Here is a 19,383-nt window from a genome sequence, read left to right as displayed (position 1 = left end):
ACAATGGTTGACAGGTCTCAATTCAAAGACGCAAAAATACTCGTGGTCGGCGATGTCATGCTGGACCGCTATTGGTTTGGGGATGTAGAGCGTATCTCCCCTGAGGCTCCCGTACCTGTGGTGCTGGTGGGTACCAAAGATGAACGCTTGGGTGGCGCAGCCAATGTGGCAATCAATGCCAGTTCTCTGGGCGCACAGCTTTGCCTGATGGGTGTTGTGGGCAATGACGAGCCTGGCCACACGGTCGAGTCCTTGCTCCAGAAAAGTGGCGTACGTTCACGCCTGCTGAAAGACCCAAATTTCCCCACCACGGTGAAGTTGCGCGTCATTGCGCGGCAGCAACAGCTGGTGCGAATTGATTTTGAAGAGCGCCCATCGCCTGAGCAATTGACCACCAAAATGGAGTTGTTTGAGCAGGAATACGCCAATCACGATGTGGTGCTGTTTTCTGACTACGGCAAGGGCAGCCTGGAACATGTGGCTGAAATGATTGCTTTGTGCAAGAAAGCTGGCAAAACTACCTTGGTCGATCCCAAAGGGGATGATTATGCGAAGTACGCCGGTGCAACAGTGTTGACACCGAATCGATCTGAATTCAAACAAGTCATGGGTAGCTGGAAAACCGAAGCGCAGTTGATTGAAAAAGCGCAAATCCTGCGTGAGCGCCTGAGTTTGGGTGCCTTGTTGCTGACACGCTCTGAAGAGGGCATGACGCTGTTTACGGCAGACGGAAGTTTTCATGTGGCGGCGCAGGCCCGAGAAGTGTTTGATGTATCGGGCGCTGGCGACACGGTAATCGCCACCCTGGCATGTGCTGTGGGTTCTGGAATGAGTTTGCCTGACAGCGTGGCGCTGGCTAACAAGGCAGGCGGTGTGGTGGTCGGCAAACTAGGTACTGCGGTGATTTTGCCGGAAGAGCTAAATTAAAGGACTAAACGATGAAAGTGATTGTGACCGGTGCCGCCGGTTTAATCGGCAGTAATTTGGTGAAGGCGCTGAATGAGCGGGGTATTTTTGATGTGCTCGCGGTAGACAACCTGACCAAAGGTGACAAATTTTTGAACCTTGTAGATTGTGAAATTTCCGATTACCTGGACAAAGCCGATTTTCTGTCGCGCATCGAGCGTGGCGAGTTTGGCAAGTTTGATGCTATTTTTCATGAAGGTGCCTGCTCAGACACCATGGAGCACAATGGCAACTACATGATGGCCAACAACTTTCGCTACACCCAAACCTTGTTCGAGTGGGCGCAGCGCACGGGTACGCCATTCCTGTATGCGTCATCGGCCGCAGTTTATGGTGGCAGCACGGAGTTCGTCGAGAACCGTGAGGTCGAAAAACCGCTGAACGTGTATGGCTATTCCAAGTTCCTGTTCGATCAGGTGTTGCGTCGGCAAATGAAAACTGGATTAAAGGCACCCGTATTCGGCTTTCGATACTTCAACGTGTATGGCGATCGCGAGCAACACAAGGGGCGCATGGCTTCCGTGGCGTTTCACAACTTTAACCAGTTTCGCGAGGGCGGGTCGGTGAAGTTATTTGGTCCATACGGTGGCTACGAGGCCGGTTGTCAACAACGGGATTTTGTGTCGATTGAAGATGTGGTGAAGGTGAACATGTTCTTCTTCGATCAAGCCGGTACAGCGCCCTCGGGCGTGTACAACTTGGGGACAGGGCGCGCCCAAACATTCAATGATGTGGCTTTGACGACCTTGAATACCCTGCGCGAAAGCCAAGGCAGTGCAGCTCTGAGTTTGAAAGAGGCGGTGCAAGGTGGTTTTATCGAATATATTGAGTTTCCCGATGCGCTAAAAGGCAAGTACCAAAGCTACACCCAGGCTGATTTGAGCAACCTGCGCGCAGCTGGCTACAGTGGCAGTTTTTACAGTGTGGAAGAAGGTGTGGCGCGTTATGTGGGACGTTTGATTAAAAAATACCTGAAACAATGAAACTTAAGCGAAGGCTTTGACACTCATTAATGTTGGTTGATTCGGCCTCTTGAACCGAATCGCCTTGTAAACCGTTGGGGTTCCCCCACGTTTTAAGGGTAGGCCAACTGCTTGTGGAATCGCATACTCCCCTCAGGGGCGAGCATTGTGCGACCAAGCAAGTGTCTCTGTCTCCTCAAGCCCTGTTAAGCCCGCTTTATAGCGGGCTTTTTTTTGCTTGAACAGCGCAGGTGGCAACAGCCAGGCTTATTGTTCAGCTTACTATGCCGCTGAAGTACCATTGAAACACCATGGCCAGGGTGGCCATTAATGCGGTCATGCCAAAAGCCAGCGACAAGGCGATGGAGACCACCACCGCACCTGTGGTTTGTCGGATGTCAGCGGGGTATTCGGGGTTCAGCAATGCATTGAACTGTTCGTCTTTCATCAAGCCGTAGCGCATGGTATCTATCCAGCCGGCAAATGCGGACAACGGGAATGTCAGCATGTAAAACCAGAAACGTTTTTTGCCAGCGTAAATCCAGTGGCCACCAATGGCGCCAGTGAGCAGGGCTAACCAGCAAAACAAAAGCTTTGATTTGAACGGTTCTTGGGGTGATGCATTCATTTTTTAAAACACTGCTTGTTAGATTGAATTACGCTAGCTATAATAGCGGGTTATCGGATTTCGTGTGTCGAAATCCCAATGATTCATTCGTTTGCAGTGGCCAAGGTTTGTGCTGCAGGCATCAATTTAATAGAGGAAATTATGGTCGTCATTCGACTCGCACGTGGTGGTTCTAAAAAGCGCCCATTTTATAGCCTGGTGGCTGCTGATTCACGCAACCGTCGCGATGGCCGTTTCATCGAGCGCATCGGCTTCTACAATCCTGTAGCACCAGAAGGTTCTGAAGGCCTGCGTATCGCCATGGATCGCCTGACATACTGGAAAAGCGTTGGCGCGCAATGCTCGTCTACAGTAGAGCGCCTGGTTGGTGAGTACAACGCCAAGCAAGCTGCCTGATACCCCTCTCTCTGTACAGGGACCGGTTAGCTCCGGCTAATACAAGCTAGAGGCAGGTTGTTTTACGAAGTCCGTGGATATAACGTTCGCGGACTTTTGTTTTTGGATGTATGGTTTCGCATTGTGGACGCTGCGCATGAATGTACCCGACGATTTGGTTGAACTGGGGCGAATTGGTGAACCCTATGGCCTGAGGGGCTGGGTCAATGTATTGCCTTCATCTGAAGAGCCCGATGTTTTGCTGAAAAGCAAACAATGGTGGGTCTCACGCTTGCCCGTCTCTGAAGGGGGGGCTGCCCGCCGCGCAGTGCAGCCGAAACTTGAAGATCTCATCTTTGAGCCATTTCGGGTGTTGCAAAGTAAGTCGCATTCCAGTCGGATTGTTGCGCACCTGGAGGGCATAGAGCAGCCCGAACTGGCTGCCCAGTTCAAGGGGCGTCGGGTTTATGTATCTCGAGCACGTTTTCCCGCACCCGCTGAAGGTGAATATTACTGGGTCGATTTGGTTGGATGCCAGGTAAGTAACCTCGAAGGTAGGGTGTTGGGTACAGTCAATCAGGTTGTGGACCACGGGGCTCATCCTATTCTGTCAGTCAAGGGCGATGCCGAGCTGGAGATGTTGATTCCATTCGTAGCGGCTTACGTGATCAACGTAAACACGCAGACCAAACAAATTCAAGTGGATTGGCAGGAAGATTACTAATGCCATCCCCTCGCTTCGATGTGATCACGCTTTTCCCGGACCAATTCCCAAATTTGGTTGAGTTGGGTGTGGTCGGTAGGGCCTTGAAAAAGCAGTTGTTTGAACTGAATTGCTGGAATCCCCGCGATTTTACGGATGATCCCCATCGTACAGTAGACGACAGGCCTTACGGCGGTGGTCCGGGCATGGTCATGCTGGCGGAGCCTTTGGTGCGATGTGTCAATGCGATTCGAGCTGTGCGTGGTGACCATGCGCCTTTGGTCTTTTTGACGCCACATGGTCCTTTGCTCAAACAGGAGAACATCCGCGCGTTGAGCGGTCAAGGCGTTGGCGCAATTCTGCTTTGTGGTCGTTATGAAGGGGTTGATCAGCGTTTTATCGATGAGTACGTCGATCAAACCTACTGTCTCGGAGATTTTGTGCTTTCAGGTGGCGAGCTTGCTGTAGCCTGTTTTGTTGATGCGTGGGTGCGTTTGCTGCCAGAGGTGCTGAATCATGCCCAGTCAGCGACTCAGGATTCATTTGAAGCAGGCCTGCTGGATTGCCCGCACTACACCCGTCCGGAAGTTTTTGAAAATAAAGTAGTTCCGGACGTGCTTTTGTCAGGAAATCATGCCAAAATAGAGAGTTGGCGTTTTGAGCAAGCAAAAGCTTATACAAAACGCTTTCGACCGGAGTTGCTGGAGAACCTTGTTCAGGATTCGAGTGATCGGGCCGGCAAGGCTGGCAAGAAGGTCTAGGTTGGTGGTTGCTTGTATTCAGTCGGCAGGCGAGCACTTTTTAATTTTCTCATCCTCTGGCGGTGCAAACTCAATTAGTTGAGCTAAAAAAGCCCGTGAATGATGACTTGGAGCTATCAATGAATTTGATTCAACAACTTGAGCAAGAAGAAATTGCTCGCTTGGGCAAAGAAATTCCCGAGTTCGCCCCTGGCGATACAGTGATCGTGAGTGTTCGCGTTATCGAAGGTACCCGTTCACGTCTGCAAGCTTACGAAGGCGTAGTGATCGCCCGTCGTAACCGTGGTCTGAATTCATCTTTTATCGTTCGCAAGATTTCCTCTGGCGAAGGCGTAGAGCGTACATTCCAGCTCTATTCACCCTCGATTGAAAAGATCGAAGTGAAGCGTCGTGGTGATGTTCGTCGTGCCAAGCTGTACTACCTGCGCGATCGTTCAGGCAAGTCTGCACGTATTAAGGAAAAGTTGCCCAACCGTGCGAACAAACAATCTGCTGAATAAGCGTTTGTAACTGTTCAAAGTCGCTTACTTGGGTTTACTTCAACCAGCAGGCGACCACATCGGGTCAATCAGAAAGCCAGTTCACTGCGAACTGGCTTTTTGTTTGTGGGCCCACACCATGGGCACACTGTCCCATTCGGACACAAGGCCTTTGTTGGATTCTTGTCTAACTTAACCACCAAGGCGTCTCTTCAATCCATCGTTGAATATGTCGGCGCGTATTGTCGGCGTTTGGCGGCATTTGTTGGGCCAGGGTTCTGGCCAACTCCAGCAAGTCTTTGTCGGTCAATGGGTCGGCATAACGCATCATGGGCAAACCCGATTGCCGTTTGCCCAGTAACTCGCCTGGGCCTCGAATCTCAAGGTCTTTTTCCGCCAGAAAAAATCCATCGTCGCTTTCATGCATGGCTTTCAGGCGCAATTTGGATGTATTTGACAATGGACCGCCGTACAGCAGTACGCAAACACTTTGCACACTGCCGCGTCCCACTCGGCCACGCAGCTGGTGAAGTTGGGCCAGGCCAAAACGTTCAGCCTGATCAATGACCATCAAACTGGCATTGCCAACATCTACCCCGACTTCAATCACTGTAGTGGATACGAGTAAGTCGAGTTCACCTGCCGCAAATGCAGCCATGGTGGTTTGCTTCAATTTGTTGTCCTGTTTGCCATGAAGCAGACCAATACGTCTTGTGGGCAGTTGTTCGCACAGGTCGGTGTAGGTGGCCTGTGCCGCTTGGAGATCGAGTGTCTCGCTTTCTTCAATGAGCGGGCATACCCAGTACACCTGCTGTCCTTTGTTAATTTCACCTTCAATCGCAGAAACAAGCTGACTTCGTTTTTTCTGGGAAAGCAGTTTGGTCACGATGGGTTTTCTACCAGGTGGTTTTTCATCCAGGTTGGATACAGCAAGGTCTGATAAATAGGTTTGGGCCAAAGTGCGTGGGATGGGCGTTGCGCTCATCATGAGCTGATGAGCCAGGTGTCCATCGTTTGCCTTGGCAATGAGCGACAGACGTTGAGCCACGCCAAAGCGGTGCTGTTCATCGACTACAACCAGTGCCAGCGCATGGAACTCGACATGTTCTTGAACCAGGGCATGTGTACCAATGATGACATCAATTTCGCCAGCGGCCAGCAATTTCAGCGTGCGCTCTTTTTCGCTCTTCTTCATGGCCCCCTGGAGTTTCGCGCAACGCACGCCCACAGCTTCGAACAATGGAGTTAGCTTGTGGTGATGCTGTGCTGCCAACACTTCGGTAGGGGCCAGAATCGCAGCCTGTTTTCCGTTCTCGATGGCTCTCAGGCAGGACAAGGCTGCCACCAGTGTTTTGCCGCTTCCGACGTCCCCTTGAAGCAATCGTTGCATGGGATAGGGGCGTGCGAGGTCTTCGAAAATTTCCTGGCAGGCTCGTTCCTGAGCCCCTGTCAGCTTGAAGGGCAGTTGGGCCAAGAACTGCCGGACCAAGCTGGTTTTTGAGGTTTTCAAGGCTTTTAGCGGACTTGCCTTTTCCTGGGTGCGCTGTTGTCGGTATTCACGAAGTAACAGTTGTTGAGCCAGTAGTTCATCTACTTTCACACGAGTCCATGCAGGATGCGTACGCAAATTCAAATCATAGAGTTCTCGAGGATTTGCCTGGCCATGAAGAGTTTGCAAGGTTGTAGACCAGGGTAGAAGCTTGTATTTTTTACATAGATTGGCAGGCAGGGTGTCAATGAAGCATTCTGGTGGCAGTTTTTTCATCCAGCGGTGCCAGTCGCTTTGTTTCAATTGCCCGGTGCTGGGATAAACAGGCTCAAGTACGGCATTCGAGTTTGTCGCTGGCGCTGTTTGGTTGGCGGTTTCATCCAGGGTGCCAGGCGGGGCAATTTTGACAGTGGGGTGAACCATCTCGAAAGTACCATAACCTTGCCGGATTTGACCGCTAATCTGGATTCGGGTGCCCTCACTGAGTTTTTGCTGTAGTCCGGGGTAAAAATGAAGCCAGCGCAATAGCAAAGTGGTGTCGCCATCTTCGACCCAAACACGCAGTTGCTTGCGGGGGTGATATTGCACTTCACTACCAACCACGGTGGCCAGCAAGTTCACTTTTTTGCCCACCTCAAGCGAGTCCATTGCTGTGATCGAGGCCCTGTCTTCAAAGCGCAGTGGCAGGTGAAGGGCCAATCCCATCCAGTGAGGTGCGGTGAGCAAGCCACCTACTGCGTCTGCAATAGACAGGGGCAGCGGCAGCAGCTCTTTAAAGCCTTGTCTGTGATTGGGGTCTGCTGCGGTCAAGTGTTTGGCAGTAGCGCGCTGTTACAGGGCCAAAATGGCTTCAACTTCGAAGCGTGCGCCCTTGGGCAAACTGGCGACACCCACCGTCGACCGGGCCGGGTAAGGGGCAGACACATATTCCTGCATGATCGCGTTGACTTGGGCGAATTCACTCAGATCCGTCAAAAACAAAGTGAATTTCACGACATTGGCCAGACTGCCGCCGGCCTCTTCGGCAACTGCTTTCAAATTGCTAAAGGCCTGGCGTGCCTGCTCTTCGGTGCTGTGCCCTATGAGGTCGCCTGTTGCGGGATTCAGCCCAATTTGTCCCGATGTGAATACCAGGTTGCCGAGTTTAATGGCTTGGCTGTACGGGCCGATTGCGGCGGGGGCTTTGGATGTGGAAACGACGGTGGCTTGGGTCATTTTGAGTGCAGTTAATGTTTGGGTAAATGGATCTAAATTGGTTCAGTTGCAATGATAACGCCGAGAGGTGCATTGTGTTGCCTATGGGGACGGTATACCATACTCGACTTGTTTGTTGCGCTGCAATGTACGCATGAGTCAAACCCAAAAGTCAGGCAAGCCCAACACTTCGCCTGGCCAACAATCTGCCTTGCCCCGGTCGACATCAACTGCCCTTGAGGCCGATGAGCGTGACGATATCTTCTCGGAGAAATACGCCTGGGTTGCTGTAGGGGCGTGTGGTTTGGCGTCAGTGGCTTTCGGTCCTGAAGAATCATTCAAGGCACTGGGCGAATCGCGCCATTTGCTCTTGTTTTTGGGCTTGTTGACAGCCCTGTCCATTCTCCTGGTTTCTCTCACCTATTTCCGTGTCACCGAGCTTTTCCCGAAAGGTGGTGGTGGCTACGCCATGGCCACGAATTTGCTGGGCCCCAAGGTTGGTCTAATCGCGGGTGCCGCCTTGTTGGTTGACTATGTGCTGATGGTAGCTTTGGGCATTAGTGCGTCCACCCACTTGATGTTCAGTTTCTTGCCACCGTACTTTTATGAATACCGGGTGTGGGTCTCCATGGCTTTGATGCTTGGTTTGATGAATTTCCACATTCAGGGTCGACACCTGAACTTAAAGCCTTTTAAGTACTTGTTTGTGGCGTTTCTGTTAACCCATCTGGTTTTTATTCTCGTGGGTTTCTCTGATCACTTTCAGGACATTGGCGGGGTAGTCAAGCGCAGCATTGAAACCACCGAGTCCGATTTAAGTACCTTGGGTTGGTTGCCGGTTTTGGCAATTTTTGCGCGGGGGTTTTTTCTGGGTGGAGGCACATACACTGGTATTGAAGCCGCATCCGATACGGTGCAATTAAGCCGCTACCGGCAGAGTAGTGAAAACCGTCGGAAGATGTTGGCCTATGTTGCCTGTGCGCTGGCCTTCGCCGCTGCCAGTTTGGCCGCCTTGTATTTGCTCTGGGACGTGAACCTTGAACCTACCATGGCCTTGAATGGTGTGTTGTTTGAAAGGGTGTTCACTGATCTTGGCTGGGACTGGCCCTACGTTATTCTGGGTTTGCTGGTGATGCTGGGACTGGAGACGGCAGTGCTGTTGCTGGCCGCCCATGTGGCATTTGCGGTGGGGCCGCGGGTGTTGTCGACCATGGCAATTGATTCATGGTTGCCTCACCAGTTTCGTTATTTGTCCAATCGCTTTGTGACCAAAAACGGCATCATGCTGATGGGTGGCTTGGCTTTGTTGGCCATTTACCTGAGCGATGCGAATGTCGATTTGTTGGTGGTTCTGTTCTCCATCAATGTGTTCATTGTATTTAGCCTGTCCATGTTGGGACTTTGTGTTTACTGGCTAAAGAACCGACACGAAAAACGCTTCGTCAAAGGGTTTCTGTCCGCGTCACTTGGTTTTGCTGTCTCAGCATCCATTTTGTTGGGCACCATCATTACGCAGTTTTTTCAAGGTGGCTGGATCACCATGCTGATTACCACGGTGGTGGTGTTGGTGTGTTTGGGGGTACGCAACCATTACAGGGAAACCAAGGAAAAAATTGCGAAGATTGATGAGGTGTTCGCCATGGCGCAATATGGCTCTGCGCACTCGCCACCTGAGTTGATTCCCGAGGGCAACACGGCGGTATTCATTGTGGGCAACAGTCGCGGTGGAGGTTTACATGCCTTGCTATGGGTGCAGCGCATGTTTCCCAATCACTTTCAAAATTTTGTGTTCATGAACGCTCGCACAGTGGATTCCAAGGCTTACGGCGGAAGAGAGGCACTGGAAGCCATGCGGGTGGACGCTTCTGTTTCTTTGAATTACTTTGTCAATTTTTGCCGCAGTCACGGCTTGCGTGCAAAAAGCTATCTGTCTTTCGGAACGGACGCAGTTGAAGAGTTGACCAACCTGGCAAAAGTGGTCGCTGAAAATCACCCCAATGCAATTTTCTTCACCAGCAAATTAGTCTTTGAAAATGAAAATATTCTGACCCGCTTGTTGCACAATCAGGCCGCGCTGGAACTTCAACGCCGTTTGCACAACGCTGGTCAGCAAATGGTGATTTTGCCAATGCGGCTATAGGGTTTGTAACAAAAGATCTGTTGCTTGATAGGGCCGTGTTTGCAATAATAATTACATTCGCAGTTTTGATAGCAAAATTAAATGACCCTTACTGAACTCAAGTACATAGTTGCTCTGGCTCGTGAAAAGCATTTTGGCCGCGCCGCTGACGCCTGTTTTGTTAGTCAGCCAACCTTGTCCGTAGCCATCAAGAAGCTTGAAGAAGAACTAAGCGTGTCTCTGTTTGAAAGAGGTTCCAACGAGGTGTCGTTGACACCAGTGGGTGAGCGCATTGTGGTCCAGGCGCAGCGGGTGCTTGAGGAAGCATCTGCCATCAAAAGTATTGCCCAGCAAGGTATGGATCCGTTGGCAGGTCCGCTGCGTGTTGGTGTGATTTATACCATTGGCCCTTATTTATTGCCAGGCCTGGTCTCCAGCATGATCGAGCGTGTTCCATCCATGCCACTTGTGTTGCAGGAAAATTTCACAGTGCGCCTGCTCGAATTATTGAAACAGGGTGAGATTGATGTGGCGGTTTTGGCGCTGCCGATTAATGAATCGGGTTTTGTGATTCAGCCTTTGTACGATGAGCCCTTCATGGTGGCTTTGCCAAAGTCTCACCGTTGGGCCAATGAAAAAGCAATCAAGTCCGATGACCTTCGCAGCGAGAATATGCTTCTGCTTGGCACTGGCCACTGTTTCAGGGACCAGGTCTTGGGTGTGTGTCCGGAATTGTCCCGATTCTCTCAATCCTCGGAAGGTATTCAACGTACCTTCGAGGGTAGTTCGCTGGAAACGATTCGCCACATGGTTGCTTCAGGTGTCGGGATCACTGTATTGCCTTCAAGTTCAGTGCCAAATCCGGTTCCAAAGGAAAGTTTATTGACTTACATTCCGCTGGCCGACGACGACACACGACGCACGGTTGCACTGGTGTGGCGCAAGAGCTTTGGGCGACGTGAGGCCTTGGATGCTTTGCGCGATGCAATCATGGAATGCGACCTAAACGGTGTGGAGTTTCTGGATGCCCCCCAAATGGTGCGTTAATCGATGGAAGTTCTGAGTAAGGCGCGCCTGCGAGACTATTACCTGCTTCTGCGTTTGGATAAGCCCATCGGGATTTTGCTGTTGATGTGGCCTACGTTGTGGGGCTTGTGGATGGCGGCCGAAGGTATGCCACCTTGGCATGTGATGCTGATATTTATCGCTGGCGTGGTGTTAATGCGGTCGGCGGGTTGCGCCATTAACGATTATGCCGATCGTGACATTGATTTGCATGTGGAGCGAACCCGCAACAGGCCTTTGACCAGTGGCCGGATTGGTGAAAAAGAGGCCCTGTTGCTGGCCGCTGGCTTGGCTGTTTTGGCTTTGCTGATCACTTTACCTCTCGGTTGGTCTGTCATTTTGATGAGTATTCCTGCTGCCTTTCTGGCGGGCAGCTACCCGTTTACCAAACGCTTTTTTCCCATGCCACAGGCCTACCTTGGCATTGCTTTTGGTTTTTCGATTCCAATGGCTTTTGTGGCGGTGCAGGGCAGTGTGCCCCTGCACGCCTGGCTTGTGTTTGTAGCCAATGTATTTTGGACGGTGGCTTACGACACGGAATACGCCTTGGTCGACAAGCCCGATGATTTGAAACTCAATATTAAAACCGCAGCAATTACCTTGGGCCGGTATGATGTACTGGGCATTGTGTTGTGCTACGCAGCCAGCCTTTTAATGTGGGCCTGGGTGGCCAGTTCACTGGCCTTTGGCCCAGCTTTTTGGCTGGGCTGGGTATGTGCCGTGGGTATTGCGGCCTATCACTTCATGCTGATCCGTAATCGCGACCGTGCGCTGTGCTTCAAAGCTTTTCTTCACAACAACTGGTTGGGCGCCGCGCTGTTTGCGGGTTTGGTACTGCAGTATCTTTAAGTGCGGCTGGCGCATGGTTTGGTGTTGTCTTAGCTAACACCCTTTTGCAGTTCAACTGCGCGTTCACATGCGGCCTTGGCTGCGCCCACTATGGCCTCCTGCACGCCGCGCGCGCGCAACTGCTCCAGACCGGCAAAGGTGGTTCCTCCTTTGCTCGTGACTTTCTCCCGCAGGGTGGCAAAAGAATCATCGGACTGCCTGGCCAGTGTGGCGGCGCCTAAAAAAGTTTGGCTCACCAACAAGTTGGCCTGCGTTTCATTGAATCCCAGGTTTTTCGCGGCCATGGCCAAGGCCTCCATCATGAAAAAAACATAGCCAGGACCACTGCCTGAAATGGCGGTTACAGCATTGATTTCATCTTCTTGGTTCAGCACCAGCACTTCGCCACAACTACTGAAAATTTGCTGGGCAATACTGCGATCTTCTGCAGAACAATTCGCGGTGAAAAACAGGCCTGAGATACCCTGCGAGACCAAGGCCGGGGTGTTGGGCATGCAGCGCACCACGCGTGCATTGTTCTGCTGGCTCCAGTCCTGTATTTGAGCCACGCTGACCCCGGCGGCAATGCTGATAATCAGCTTGTTGCTCAACTGTGAGGCTTGGCTTTTGAGCACGGTTTGCATCAGTTGGGGTTTTACGGCGAGCACCACGATTTCCGGGGTGAAGTTGCTTGGCCAATCGGTGGTGCACTGAATATTCAAAGTGGACATTTTTGCAGCTGCGTCCGAGCTGGGATCAATCACATGAAATGTGCTGGCAGGTATGCCACTGCCAATCAATCCGCCAAGAATGGCAAATGCCATGTTGCCGCCGCCAATGAATAGAGTGTTCTGCATAGTGATTCCGTGTGTTTATTTTGAATAGTCGCGTGCACCAAACAGGGCTGATCCCACCCGCACGCAGCTTGAGCCGCATTCAATCGCCAACTCCAGGTCTGCGGACATGCCCATAGAAAGTGTGTCCATACTCAGGCCGTTTGAATTCAGCGAATCGAAGACAGATTTGCATTTTAAAAACTCAGCTTTCAATTGGTCCGCATTGTCGGTGTTGCTGGGAATGGTCATGAGGCCACGCAGCACCATGTTTTTCATGCCATGAATTTGATGGCACAAGTCAATGGCCTGCTCAGGACTGACGCCGGATTTGCTGTCTTCACCTGAGGTGTTGATTTGTACCAGCACGTTCAAGGGTGGGAGGTTTTCTGGGCGTTGATCTGACAAGCGTTGCGCAATTTTCAAGCGGTCAACGCTGTGCACCCAAGAGAAGTTTTCTGCAATTGGTTTGGTTTTATTGCTTTGTATGGGCCCGATGAAATGCCATTCAAGATTGGCATTCATTGTTTGCGCATTGGGGTGATCAGCCAGCTGGGTGATTTTGTCCAGCGCTTCCTGCAGGTAATTTTCACCAAAGGCTGTTTGCCCGCAGCTGTAAAACTCAAGAATGTCGCTCAAGGGAAAAGTTTTACTGACCGCTAGCAGCTTGACCGCGGAACCCGGTCGACCCGCTTTGTGGCATGCGGCTGTGATTCGATTTTGAATTTCAGCCAATTGTGTGGCTCGGCTCATGGGGCATCAATTCAATGCTTAAAGGGAGATTATAGCCACATGACACTGACCGAATTGTTAACCTGGGCTGTTGAAGAGCATGCATCGGACCTGCATTTGTCGGCAGACATGCCGCCGATGATCCGCGTGAACGGTGAAATGCGCAAACTGAGTGAATCTGTGTTGGGACACCGTGAGATTTATCGACTGATTCAGGGGTCGATGACAGAAGCGCAATGGCAAGGCTGGGAACAGTCGCATGAATGTGATTACAGTTTTTCAGTGGATGGTTTGTCGCGTTTTCGTGTGAATGCATTCATGCAGAGCAGGGGTGCATCGGCGGCATTTCGGGTGGTGCCCAGCCGAGTAAAAACACTGGAGGAACTGGAGGCACCCGCCGTGTTTCGTCAAATAGCGCGTGAACCCAATGGACTGGTGTTGGTTACCGGTCCCACCGGCTCGGGCAAAAGCACAACCTTGGCCGCGATGGTGGATGATGTGAACCGCAACCAGAAGGCGCATATTTTGACCATTGAGGACCCGATTGAATTTACGCACACACCGATGAACTGTGTGATTAACCAACGCGAATTGGGCGAGCATACCCATTCATTTGGTGCAGCTTTGCGTTCTGCCTTGCGAGAGGATCCCGATGTGATTTTGGTGGGGGAAATGCGTGATCTTGAAACCATTCAACTGGCCTTGACCGCAGCTGAAACCGGGCACCTGGTTTTTGCCACCTTGCACACTTCCTCTGCACCCAAAACCATCGACCGTATTATTGATGCATTCCCATCGGCTGACAAAAGCATGGTGCGCGCCATGTTGTCGGAATCTCTGCGTGCCGTAATTTGTCAAACCCTGCTAAAAAAGCAGGGGGGCGGGCGTGTTGCTGCGCATGAAATCATGATGGCCACGCCGCCGATTCGAAATTTGATTCGTGAAGGCAAGGTTGCGCAAATGCTGTCGTCGATTCAAACGGGTTCGCAGCATGGCATGCAGACCATGGAGCAGGCGGTGCAACGGCTTTTGATGACTGGAAGGATTACTCGAGAAGTGGCGATGAGTGTGATTTCGGGCTCGAACCAGCCTTGAGCAATTTGGGTTTGCAGGTAAACTTGCTTTTCAACAAACCCTTGAGAGGCAATTCCCATGGCAAGCAATGTGTACGAGTTTTCAAGCAAAACCCTCGACGGTAAGCCGCTGAGCTTGGCTGATTTTCAAGGCAAGGTTCTGTTGATTGTGAACACGGCCAGCAAGTGTGGTTTCACGCCGCAGTACGAAGGTTTGCAGGAACTGCACAAAGAATTGGGCCAGAAGGGCTTGGTGATTATCGGTTTTCCCTGCAATCAGTTCGGAGGCCAGGAACCGGGTACTGAAGAGGTAATTGCCAGCTTTTGCCAGAAGAATTACGGCGTTGATTTTTTGATGGCAGAGAAGGTGGATGTAAAAGGCAGCGATGCCCATCCATTGTTCAAATACCTGACTTCGCAAGCCAAGGGCATCTTGGGCACCGAGGCTATCAAGTGGAATTTCACCAAGTTTTTGGTGCGTAAAAATGGTGAGGTATACGACCGTTACGCCCCCACTACCAAGCCTGCAGATCTCAAAGCGGACATTGCCAAGTTGTTGGCCGAGTAATTCAGCCTTCCTCTGGTGTCTGTTCAGAATTGGCCCGTGGTCGGTATACGCCACGGGTCAACGGAATCTCAAACAGTCTGCATTCGATCGGTCCGTTGAACAATGGGCGCTTGCGCTTGGGGCTCAGGCCCAGCGTTTTCTTGATTTCCAGATCGCCCGAAAACAAAAATGCGGTCCATCCGGAAAAATTCATTTTCAGATGATCGCCGTATGCCTTGAAGAGTCGTTCATACGCCTCATCCTCAGGCACGTCGGCACCTTTGGCCCGCACACGCTCGCCGTAGGGTGGGTTACTAAGCACGATGCCATGGGGTGAGGGTGGTTCAACAGTGAGCGCATCGCGCTGTGCAAATTGCACGATACCGGCATCAAGAAGTTCTTCGAAACCGGCACGCACCAAATTTTCTTGAGCAATGTCGATCAGCAGTTCAGTGATGTCGCTGGCATACCAGTGGAAGTAGGGCGTGGTCAGCGCTTTGTCCAGGCCTGCATTGAAGCGCCGGTTGGCATCTTCTTGAAGTTCTTTGCCCCACTCTGGCGTAAAGGGCTTCAGGTTTTCAAAAGCAAAAGGGCGCTCCAGGCCTGGTGCGCGATCGCACAGCTGGGAAAGTGATTCGATGACCAGCGTACCACTGCCGCAAAACGGGTCTAGAAACACATCGGCATTTTTACCGGCTTCGCTTTGGCGTGTAATGTGCCACAGGCCAGCGGCCAGGTTTTCTTTCAGTGGTGCCACACCTGCTTCTTCGCGCCAGCCCCGCTTGAACAGGTTTTCACCAGCCAGGTCGATGTACACCATGGCCTCGGTTGGATTGATGGCTGCAAAAATACGCACGTCGGGTGCTTCAACGCTGACATTCGGACGCTCGTCGAAACGCTCAAGGAACGCATCGCACACTGCGTCTTTCAAACGAAGCTGTGTGAAACGAACGCTTTGAATGTCGGCTCCCAGATTATTCAGGTCAACACGGAAAGTGTTGGACAGCTTGAACCAGTTGTACCAGTCAACCGACTTGGCAATATTGTAGAACTGCTCTTCATTGCTGCATTCGCCTCGCGCCAATTCAAGCCCAATGCGGCCCGCAAACCGGGTCCAATAGGTCATGCGGGTGGCCTGGCGCCAACTGGCTTCGAATGTACAGCCGCCGGTTACTGCACGGGTTTTTTGAGCGCCCATGGTTTCGAGTTCAGCCACAAGGATCTCTTCCAGGCCACGCGGGCAACTGGCAAAGCACTTGAACACACTCTGCTTGGTGGAGTTGTGCTCCTGACCGGCTTTGCCAGGCTTGGAAGGGCGGTGACTTGAATTGGGCATGAATCGCTTTTAGAAATTAGAAAGGTTTAACGACCACCAGAATGATGGCAATGGTCATGAGTACCACAGGCACCTCATTGAACCAACGGTAATATTTGTGGCTGCGTGTGTTTTGGCCCGCTTCAAACTTGCGCAAAATGCGGCCACAGCTGTAGTGGTAACCCGCAATCACAAACACAATCAAAATCTTGGCGTGCAGCCAGCCACTCTGACCGCCCACCCCAATTTGATAAACGCCCACCAGTGCAAACCCCAGCAGTAAGGCCGGAATGGCCAAAAGGGTCATGAACTTGTAAAGCTTTTTTGCCATTTCCAGCAAACGCGCCGTGGCGGCGGCTTCGGTTTCCATGGCCAAATTCACGAAAATTCGGGGCAGGTAAAACAAGCCTGCAAACCACGATGCGACGAACAAAATGTGAAAGGCTTTAACCCAAAGATAACCGTCCATGTGCTGCTCCAGTTGGTTTTCATCAATCAGTTTCTAGTCTCGCCGTGGCCAAACACCACATACTTTTGGCTGGTCAGGCCCTCAAGGCCGACCGGGCCACGCGCATGAATTTTATCGGTTGAAATGCCGATTTCAGCCCCCAGCCCATATTCGAATCCGTCAGCAAAACGGGTTGATGCATTGACCATCACGGAGGCAGAATCCACTTCCCGGATAAAGCGCATGGCGTTGCTGTGATTTTCAGTCACGATGCAGTCGGTGTGGTGTGACCCGTATTGGTTGATGTGGGCGATGGCCTCATCAAGACTGTCGACCACTTTGATTGACAAAATGGGTGCGAGGTATTCAGTGCTCCAGTCTTCCTCGGTGGCCGCTTTTACACTGGGTAACAGCGCCATGGTTCGTTTGCAGCCGCGAAGTTCTACGCCTTTGGCTGCGTAACGCTGCGCAAGTTCCGCCAGGGCGGGCTTGGCCACATGGGTATGAACCAGCAAAGTTTCCATGGTGTTGCAGGTGCCATACCGGTGGGTTTTCGCATTCTCTGCAATGTTGGCTGCATGGGTAAGGTTTGCAGACTCATCAATGAAAACATGGCAAATGCCATCCAGGTGCTTGATTACTGGCACCTTCGCATCGCGGGAAATTCGTTCGATCAGGCCCTTGCCACCACGAGGAACGATGACATCCACAAATTCGGTCATGGTGATCAATGTACCCACGGCAGCGCGGTCCGTGGTGTCGATCACCTGCACGGCATCAGCAGGTAAGCCTGCCGCTTCCAAACCCTGTGCCACGATGGCAGCCAAGGCCTGGTTGCACCGGAATGCTTCGGAGCCACCGCGCAGAATGGTGGCATTGCCAGATTTGATGCAAAGGCCAGCAGCGTCTACCGTAACATTCGGGCGACTTTCATAAATAATGCCGATGACGCCCAAGGGCACACGCATTTTGCCCACTTGAATGCCAGTCGGGCGGTTTTTGAAATCGGTCATTTCGCCAATTGGGTCGGGCAGTTGGGCAATTTGCTCCAGGCCCTCAGCCATGGTTTCAATGGCCTTGTCGTTTAATGCAAGGCGATCAAGCAATGCAGCATCCAAGCCATTTGCTTTGGCTTGTGCCATGTCGGCTTGATTGGCCTGGGTTAGCGCAGCCTTGTTGGCGCGAATCAACCTGGCTGTCTCGAGCAAAGCCTTGTTTTTTGCATGCGTGTTGGCTTTGGCCATGTAAACGGCAGCGGCACGGGCCTTTTTTCCAATGGCCAGAATTTGTTGTTCGATACTCATGTTACTTGCTCTTTCAGGTGTTCCAAAGTTCGGGCGGCTCGATTCCTGCTACGCCCAAGCCGATTATCTCAAACAGGGTCCAGGGGTTGCCCTGTCTCATTCCCTTGATGGTTTTTTCAGCCGAATAACACCAAGCGGTCAGTTTTTGAAGGCTGCCCGGAGTGTGGCGTTTCAGGGCCGCCGCAATGTGGTTTTGCCTTTGTCCCCAGATTCTATTTTGTCGGCAGGCATCCGACAAAGACATTCCGCGCCGCATGGCTTGCTGTGTGTCGCGAATGGCACGAATTTCTTCCTGTAAGGCCCAAAGTACCAAGGTAGGGGCCTCACCTTCGGCTTCCAAGCCTTCCATCATTCGGGTAATTCGTTTGGCGTCCCCGGCCAGCAGACTGCCGCCCAAATCGAAGACATTGAAACGTGCAGAATTGGCAACCATGCCTTGAACCTGCTCAATGTCCACGGCCCCTTGGTGTTCAAGTGCCAGCTTTTCGATCGTTTGATGCGCCACCAACAGATTGCCTTCGGTTTTCTCGGCCAGCCAACTGCAGGTCTCGCGGCTTAATTGTACGCCTTTGCGTTTGGCGGCTTGTGCTATCCAGCCGGGTAGGGTGTCGGCGCCCACTGGGCGGCACGCAATCTCGGTGCCTTTGGCCAGCAATTCTGCAAAACCAGCACTTTTTTCCTGGGTTTTGTTTAGCTTCGGGGCATTGACCAGCAGGTAATGCCCGGTATCACCAGCAGCGATCCACTGGGCTGCTTTGGCCAAGGCCTCCGCGGCTTCCTTGCCGAGTTTGGGTTGATTAATTCGCAAATCAACCAGTGACACGTCGCCAAACAATGATGCTTCAGCAAACAGCGACAAAAATTCTTGCGGGTCAAATTGCCGGTCTACTTCCACAATTTGGCGCTGGTAATCGGTTTGTTTTTTCAGTCGCTGGCGGTACAGGTCGGCGGCTTGCGTTGCAAAAAGCGGTTCATCGGTGAATACGCACAGCAGTTGTGGCAAAGCGGTGTTTGCGCCATCGTTTAACCAAGTGTCAAGCGCAATCTGTTTCACTTTGCGGCTTGCCCTTTTGATCCCAATTGCAAGGCGCTTAGCCGCCCGGTAATTTGGCGCGCGATGTCGCGCTGCATTTCGGTGTAAAGCTGGTTTTCCTCTGCTTCCTTGCCCAAAATTTGATCATCGGTGTAGGTGAGTTCCCGGCGTTGGCTCAGTTGGCTGGTGGCGATCAGGAAGTCGCCGTTTTTGTCCACCACGCTATAGAGCAGTTCATAGGTAATTCGAACCTCGCGCGCACGGCCTGTGGCACTGAACGTGACAATGCTGCGGTCGCGCGTTTCGCTGATCAAATTTAACTTCAAGGGCGCACCTTCAGGCGGGTTTACCTTCAGGTTCAGAATTTGAAGTTGCAAGTCCATGTTGCGGTTCATTTCGGAATTTTCCATGCCGCGCAACTCGATTTTTTCAAAGTCGAAGTTGTACTGGCCACGCAACTGAAAGCCGCAGGCTGTCAGTGCCAACGTTGTTGCCAGCAGGGCAATGGTTTGAAAGAAACGTTTCATAA

Annotated in this window: 21 protein-coding genes; 11 read left to right on the top strand and 10 right to left on the bottom strand. The window is 51.9% G+C overall.

What is annotated here, in order from left to right; translation table 11 throughout:
* Positions 1 to 3: 3 nt before the first annotated feature.
* Positions 4 to 927 (top strand): D-glycero-beta-D-manno-heptose-7-phosphate kinase, encoded by a 924-nt coding sequence (rfaE1, locus tag A0129_RS02650; protein WP_291712169.1) that lies wholly within the window; start codon positions 4 to 6, stop codon positions 925 to 927.
* Between the two features lie 11 nt (positions 928 to 938).
* Positions 939 to 1,949 carry an ADP-glyceromanno-heptose 6-epimerase gene (gene rfaD / locus A0129_RS02645; protein WP_291712167.1) on the top strand — a complete coding sequence of 337 codons (1,011 nt, stop codon included), beginning with the start codon at positions 939 to 941 and terminating at the stop codon, positions 1,947 to 1,949.
* A 253-nt stretch (positions 1,950 to 2,202) separates the two neighbouring features.
* Here rfaD and A0129_RS02640 read toward each other — a convergent pair whose 3' ends face one another.
* Entirely contained in the window at positions 2,203 to 2,556 is a 354-nt protein-coding gene (locus A0129_RS02640; protein WP_291712164.1) for a hypothetical protein, read from the bottom strand.
* Positions 2,557 to 2,697: 141 nt separating this feature from the next.
* Between A0129_RS02640 and rpsP the strand changes: the two genes are divergently transcribed.
* The 4 genes from rpsP to rplS all read left to right on the top strand — a co-directional run bounded on the left by rpsP (position 2,698) and on the right by rplS (position 4,895).
* On the top strand, positions 2,698 to 2,952 hold the full coding sequence (gene rpsP, locus A0129_RS02635) for a 30S ribosomal protein S16 (RefSeq protein ID WP_008252743.1): 255 nt from the start codon (positions 2,698 to 2,700) through the stop codon (positions 2,950 to 2,952).
* Positions 2,953 to 3,088: 136 nt separating this feature from the next.
* Entirely contained in the window at positions 3,089 to 3,655 is a 567-nt protein-coding gene (gene rimM / locus A0129_RS02630) for a ribosome maturation factor RimM (RefSeq protein WP_291712162.1), read from the top strand.
* Entirely contained in the window at positions 3,655 to 4,395 is a 741-nt protein-coding gene (gene trmD / locus A0129_RS02625) for a tRNA (guanosine(37)-N1)-methyltransferase TrmD (protein WP_291712160.1), read from the top strand. The genes rimM and trmD overlap by 1 nt, the downstream gene beginning before the upstream one ends.
* 119 nt (positions 4,396 to 4,514) lie before the next feature.
* Positions 4,515 to 4,895 (top strand): 50S ribosomal protein L19, encoded by a 381-nt coding sequence (rplS, locus tag A0129_RS02620; protein ID WP_291712158.1) that lies wholly within the window; start codon positions 4,515 to 4,517, stop codon positions 4,893 to 4,895.
* 166 nt (positions 4,896 to 5,061) lie between these two features.
* Here rplS and recG read toward each other — a convergent pair whose 3' ends face one another.
* Entirely contained in the window at positions 5,062 to 7,173 is a 2,112-nt protein-coding gene (gene recG / locus A0129_RS02615) for an ATP-dependent DNA helicase RecG (RefSeq protein WP_291712156.1), read from the bottom strand.
* Between the two features lie 21 nt (positions 7,174 to 7,194).
* A complete protein-coding gene (locus tag A0129_RS02610) occupies positions 7,195 to 7,578 on the bottom strand; it encodes a RidA family protein (RefSeq protein ID WP_291712154.1) in 384 nt (127 codons plus the stop codon).
* A gap of 133 nt (positions 7,579 to 7,711) precedes the next feature.
* Here A0129_RS02610 and A0129_RS02605 point away from each other — a divergent pair, with 133 nt between their 5' ends.
* From A0129_RS02605 to ubiA, 3 genes are all read left to right on the top strand, one after another.
* Positions 7,712 to 9,697, top strand: a complete 1,986-nt coding sequence (locus A0129_RS02605; protein WP_291712152.1) for an APC family permease — start codon at positions 7,712 to 7,714, stop codon at positions 9,695 to 9,697.
* An 81-nt stretch (positions 9,698 to 9,778) separates the two neighbouring features.
* On the top strand, positions 9,779 to 10,723 hold the full coding sequence (locus tag A0129_RS02600; RefSeq protein WP_291712150.1) for a LysR substrate-binding domain-containing protein: 945 nt from the start codon (positions 9,779 to 9,781) through the stop codon (positions 10,721 to 10,723).
* A gap of 3 nt (positions 10,724 to 10,726) precedes the next feature.
* Positions 10,727 to 11,590, top strand: a complete 864-nt coding sequence (gene ubiA / locus A0129_RS02595; RefSeq protein WP_291712148.1) for a 4-hydroxybenzoate octaprenyltransferase — start codon at positions 10,727 to 10,729, stop codon at positions 11,588 to 11,590.
* Between the two features lie 29 nt (positions 11,591 to 11,619).
* On the opposite strand, the gene proC is transcribed toward ubiA, so the two are convergent.
* A complete protein-coding gene (proC, locus tag A0129_RS02590) occupies positions 11,620 to 12,426 on the bottom strand; it encodes a pyrroline-5-carboxylate reductase (RefSeq protein ID WP_291712146.1) in 807 nt (268 codons plus the stop codon).
* Positions 12,427 to 12,441: 15 nt separating this feature from the next.
* Complete coding sequence (locus A0129_RS02585; RefSeq protein ID WP_291712144.1) at positions 12,442 to 13,155, bottom strand: YggS family pyridoxal phosphate-dependent enzyme; 714 nt, start codon at positions 13,153 to 13,155, stop codon at positions 12,442 to 12,444.
* Positions 13,156 to 13,194: 39 nt separating this feature from the next.
* Between A0129_RS02585 and A0129_RS02580 the strand changes: the two genes are divergently transcribed.
* Positions 13,195 to 14,229 carry a type IV pilus twitching motility protein PilT gene (locus A0129_RS02580; protein ID WP_105029633.1) on the top strand — a complete coding sequence of 345 codons (1,035 nt, stop codon included), beginning with the start codon at positions 13,195 to 13,197 and terminating at the stop codon, positions 14,227 to 14,229.
* Between the two features lie 57 nt (positions 14,230 to 14,286).
* Positions 14,287 to 14,775: a glutathione peroxidase gene (locus A0129_RS02575; protein ID WP_105029632.1), complete on the top strand. Its 489-nt coding sequence runs from the start codon at positions 14,287 to 14,289 to the stop codon at positions 14,773 to 14,775.
* A 1-nt stretch (position 14,776) separates the two neighbouring features.
* Here A0129_RS02575 and A0129_RS02570 read toward each other — a convergent pair whose 3' ends face one another.
* Genes A0129_RS02570 through lptE form a run of 5 tightly spaced genes read right to left on the bottom strand, consistent with a single transcriptional unit; the run spans position 14,777 to position 19,381 of the window.
* Complete coding sequence (locus A0129_RS02570) at positions 14,777 to 16,090, bottom strand: THUMP domain-containing protein (protein ID WP_291712143.1); 1,314 nt, start codon at positions 16,088 to 16,090, stop codon at positions 14,777 to 14,779.
* A 16-nt stretch (positions 16,091 to 16,106) separates the two neighbouring features.
* The gene (locus A0129_RS02565) at positions 16,107 to 16,538 is read right to left on the bottom strand and encodes a CopD family protein (protein WP_291712141.1); all 432 of its coding nucleotides are present in this window, start codon (positions 16,536 to 16,538) and stop codon (positions 16,107 to 16,109) included.
* 26 nt (positions 16,539 to 16,564) lie between these two features.
* Entirely contained in the window at positions 16,565 to 17,821 is a 1,257-nt protein-coding gene (locus A0129_RS02560; RefSeq protein WP_291712139.1) for a glutamate-5-semialdehyde dehydrogenase, read from the bottom strand.
* Between the two features lie 13 nt (positions 17,822 to 17,834).
* On the bottom strand, positions 17,835 to 18,875 hold the full coding sequence (holA, locus tag A0129_RS02555; protein WP_291712137.1) for a DNA polymerase III subunit delta: 1,041 nt from the start codon (positions 18,873 to 18,875) through the stop codon (positions 17,835 to 17,837).
* Positions 18,872 to 19,381 (bottom strand): LPS assembly lipoprotein LptE, encoded by a 510-nt coding sequence (gene lptE / locus A0129_RS02550; RefSeq protein WP_105029627.1) that lies wholly within the window; start codon positions 19,379 to 19,381, stop codon positions 18,872 to 18,874. Before lptE ends, holA begins: the two co-directional genes overlap by 4 nt.
* Positions 19,382 to 19,383 lie beyond the last annotated feature (2 nt).

The sequence above is a fragment of the Limnobacter sp. CACIAM 66H1 genome (assembly GCF_001601825.1).
GTDB lineage: Bacteria > Pseudomonadota > Gammaproteobacteria > Burkholderiales > Burkholderiaceae_B > Limnobacter.
This window is presented reverse-complemented; position numbering and strand designations above follow the sequence as displayed.

Excerpts from the sequence above, each read along its gene's own strand:
- rfaE1 (WP_291712169.1), top strand. The coding sequence starts at position 4 with ATGGTTGACAGGTCTCAATTCAAAGACGCAAAAATACTCGTGGTCGGC.
- rfaD (WP_291712167.1), top strand. The coding sequence starts at position 939 with ATGAAAGTGATTGTGACCGGTGCCGCCGGTTTAATCGGCAGTAATTTG.
- A0129_RS02640 (WP_291712164.1), bottom strand. The coding sequence starts at position 2,556 with ATGAATGCATCACCCCAAGAACCGTTCAAATCAAAGCTTTTGTTTTGC.
- rpsP (WP_008252743.1), top strand. The coding sequence starts at position 2,698 with ATGGTCGTCATTCGACTCGCACGTGGTGGTTCTAAAAAGCGCCCATTT.
- rimM (WP_291712162.1), top strand. The coding sequence starts at position 3,089 with ATGAATGTACCCGACGATTTGGTTGAACTGGGGCGAATTGGTGAACCC.
- trmD (WP_291712160.1), top strand. The coding sequence starts at position 3,655 with ATGCCATCCCCTCGCTTCGATGTGATCACGCTTTTCCCGGACCAATTC.
- rplS (WP_291712158.1), top strand. The coding sequence starts at position 4,515 with ATGAATTTGATTCAACAACTTGAGCAAGAAGAAATTGCTCGCTTGGGC.
- A0129_RS02610 (WP_291712154.1), bottom strand. The coding sequence starts at position 7,578 with ATGACCCAAGCCACCGTCGTTTCCACATCCAAAGCCCCCGCCGCAATC.
- A0129_RS02605 (WP_291712152.1), top strand. The coding sequence starts at position 7,712 with ATGAGTCAAACCCAAAAGTCAGGCAAGCCCAACACTTCGCCTGGCCAA.
- A0129_RS02600 (WP_291712150.1), top strand. The coding sequence starts at position 9,779 with ATGACCCTTACTGAACTCAAGTACATAGTTGCTCTGGCTCGTGAAAAG.
- ubiA (WP_291712148.1), top strand. The coding sequence starts at position 10,727 with ATGGAAGTTCTGAGTAAGGCGCGCCTGCGAGACTATTACCTGCTTCTG.
- proC (WP_291712146.1), bottom strand. The coding sequence starts at position 12,426 with ATGCAGAACACTCTATTCATTGGCGGCGGCAACATGGCATTTGCCATT.
- A0129_RS02585 (WP_291712144.1), bottom strand. The coding sequence starts at position 13,155 with ATGAGCCGAGCCACACAATTGGCTGAAATTCAAAATCGAATCACAGCC.
- A0129_RS02580 (WP_105029633.1), top strand. The coding sequence starts at position 13,195 with ATGACACTGACCGAATTGTTAACCTGGGCTGTTGAAGAGCATGCATCG.
- A0129_RS02575 (WP_105029632.1), top strand. The coding sequence starts at position 14,287 with ATGGCAAGCAATGTGTACGAGTTTTCAAGCAAAACCCTCGACGGTAAG.
- A0129_RS02570 (WP_291712143.1), bottom strand. The coding sequence starts at position 16,090 with ATGCCCAATTCAAGTCACCGCCCTTCCAAGCCTGGCAAAGCCGGTCAG.
- A0129_RS02565 (WP_291712141.1), bottom strand. The coding sequence starts at position 16,538 with ATGGACGGTTATCTTTGGGTTAAAGCCTTTCACATTTTGTTCGTCGCA.
- A0129_RS02560 (WP_291712139.1), bottom strand. The coding sequence starts at position 17,821 with ATGAGTATCGAACAACAAATTCTGGCCATTGGAAAAAAGGCCCGTGCC.
- lptE (WP_105029627.1), bottom strand. The coding sequence starts at position 19,381 with ATGAAACGTTTCTTTCAAACCATTGCCCTGCTGGCAACAACGTTGGCA.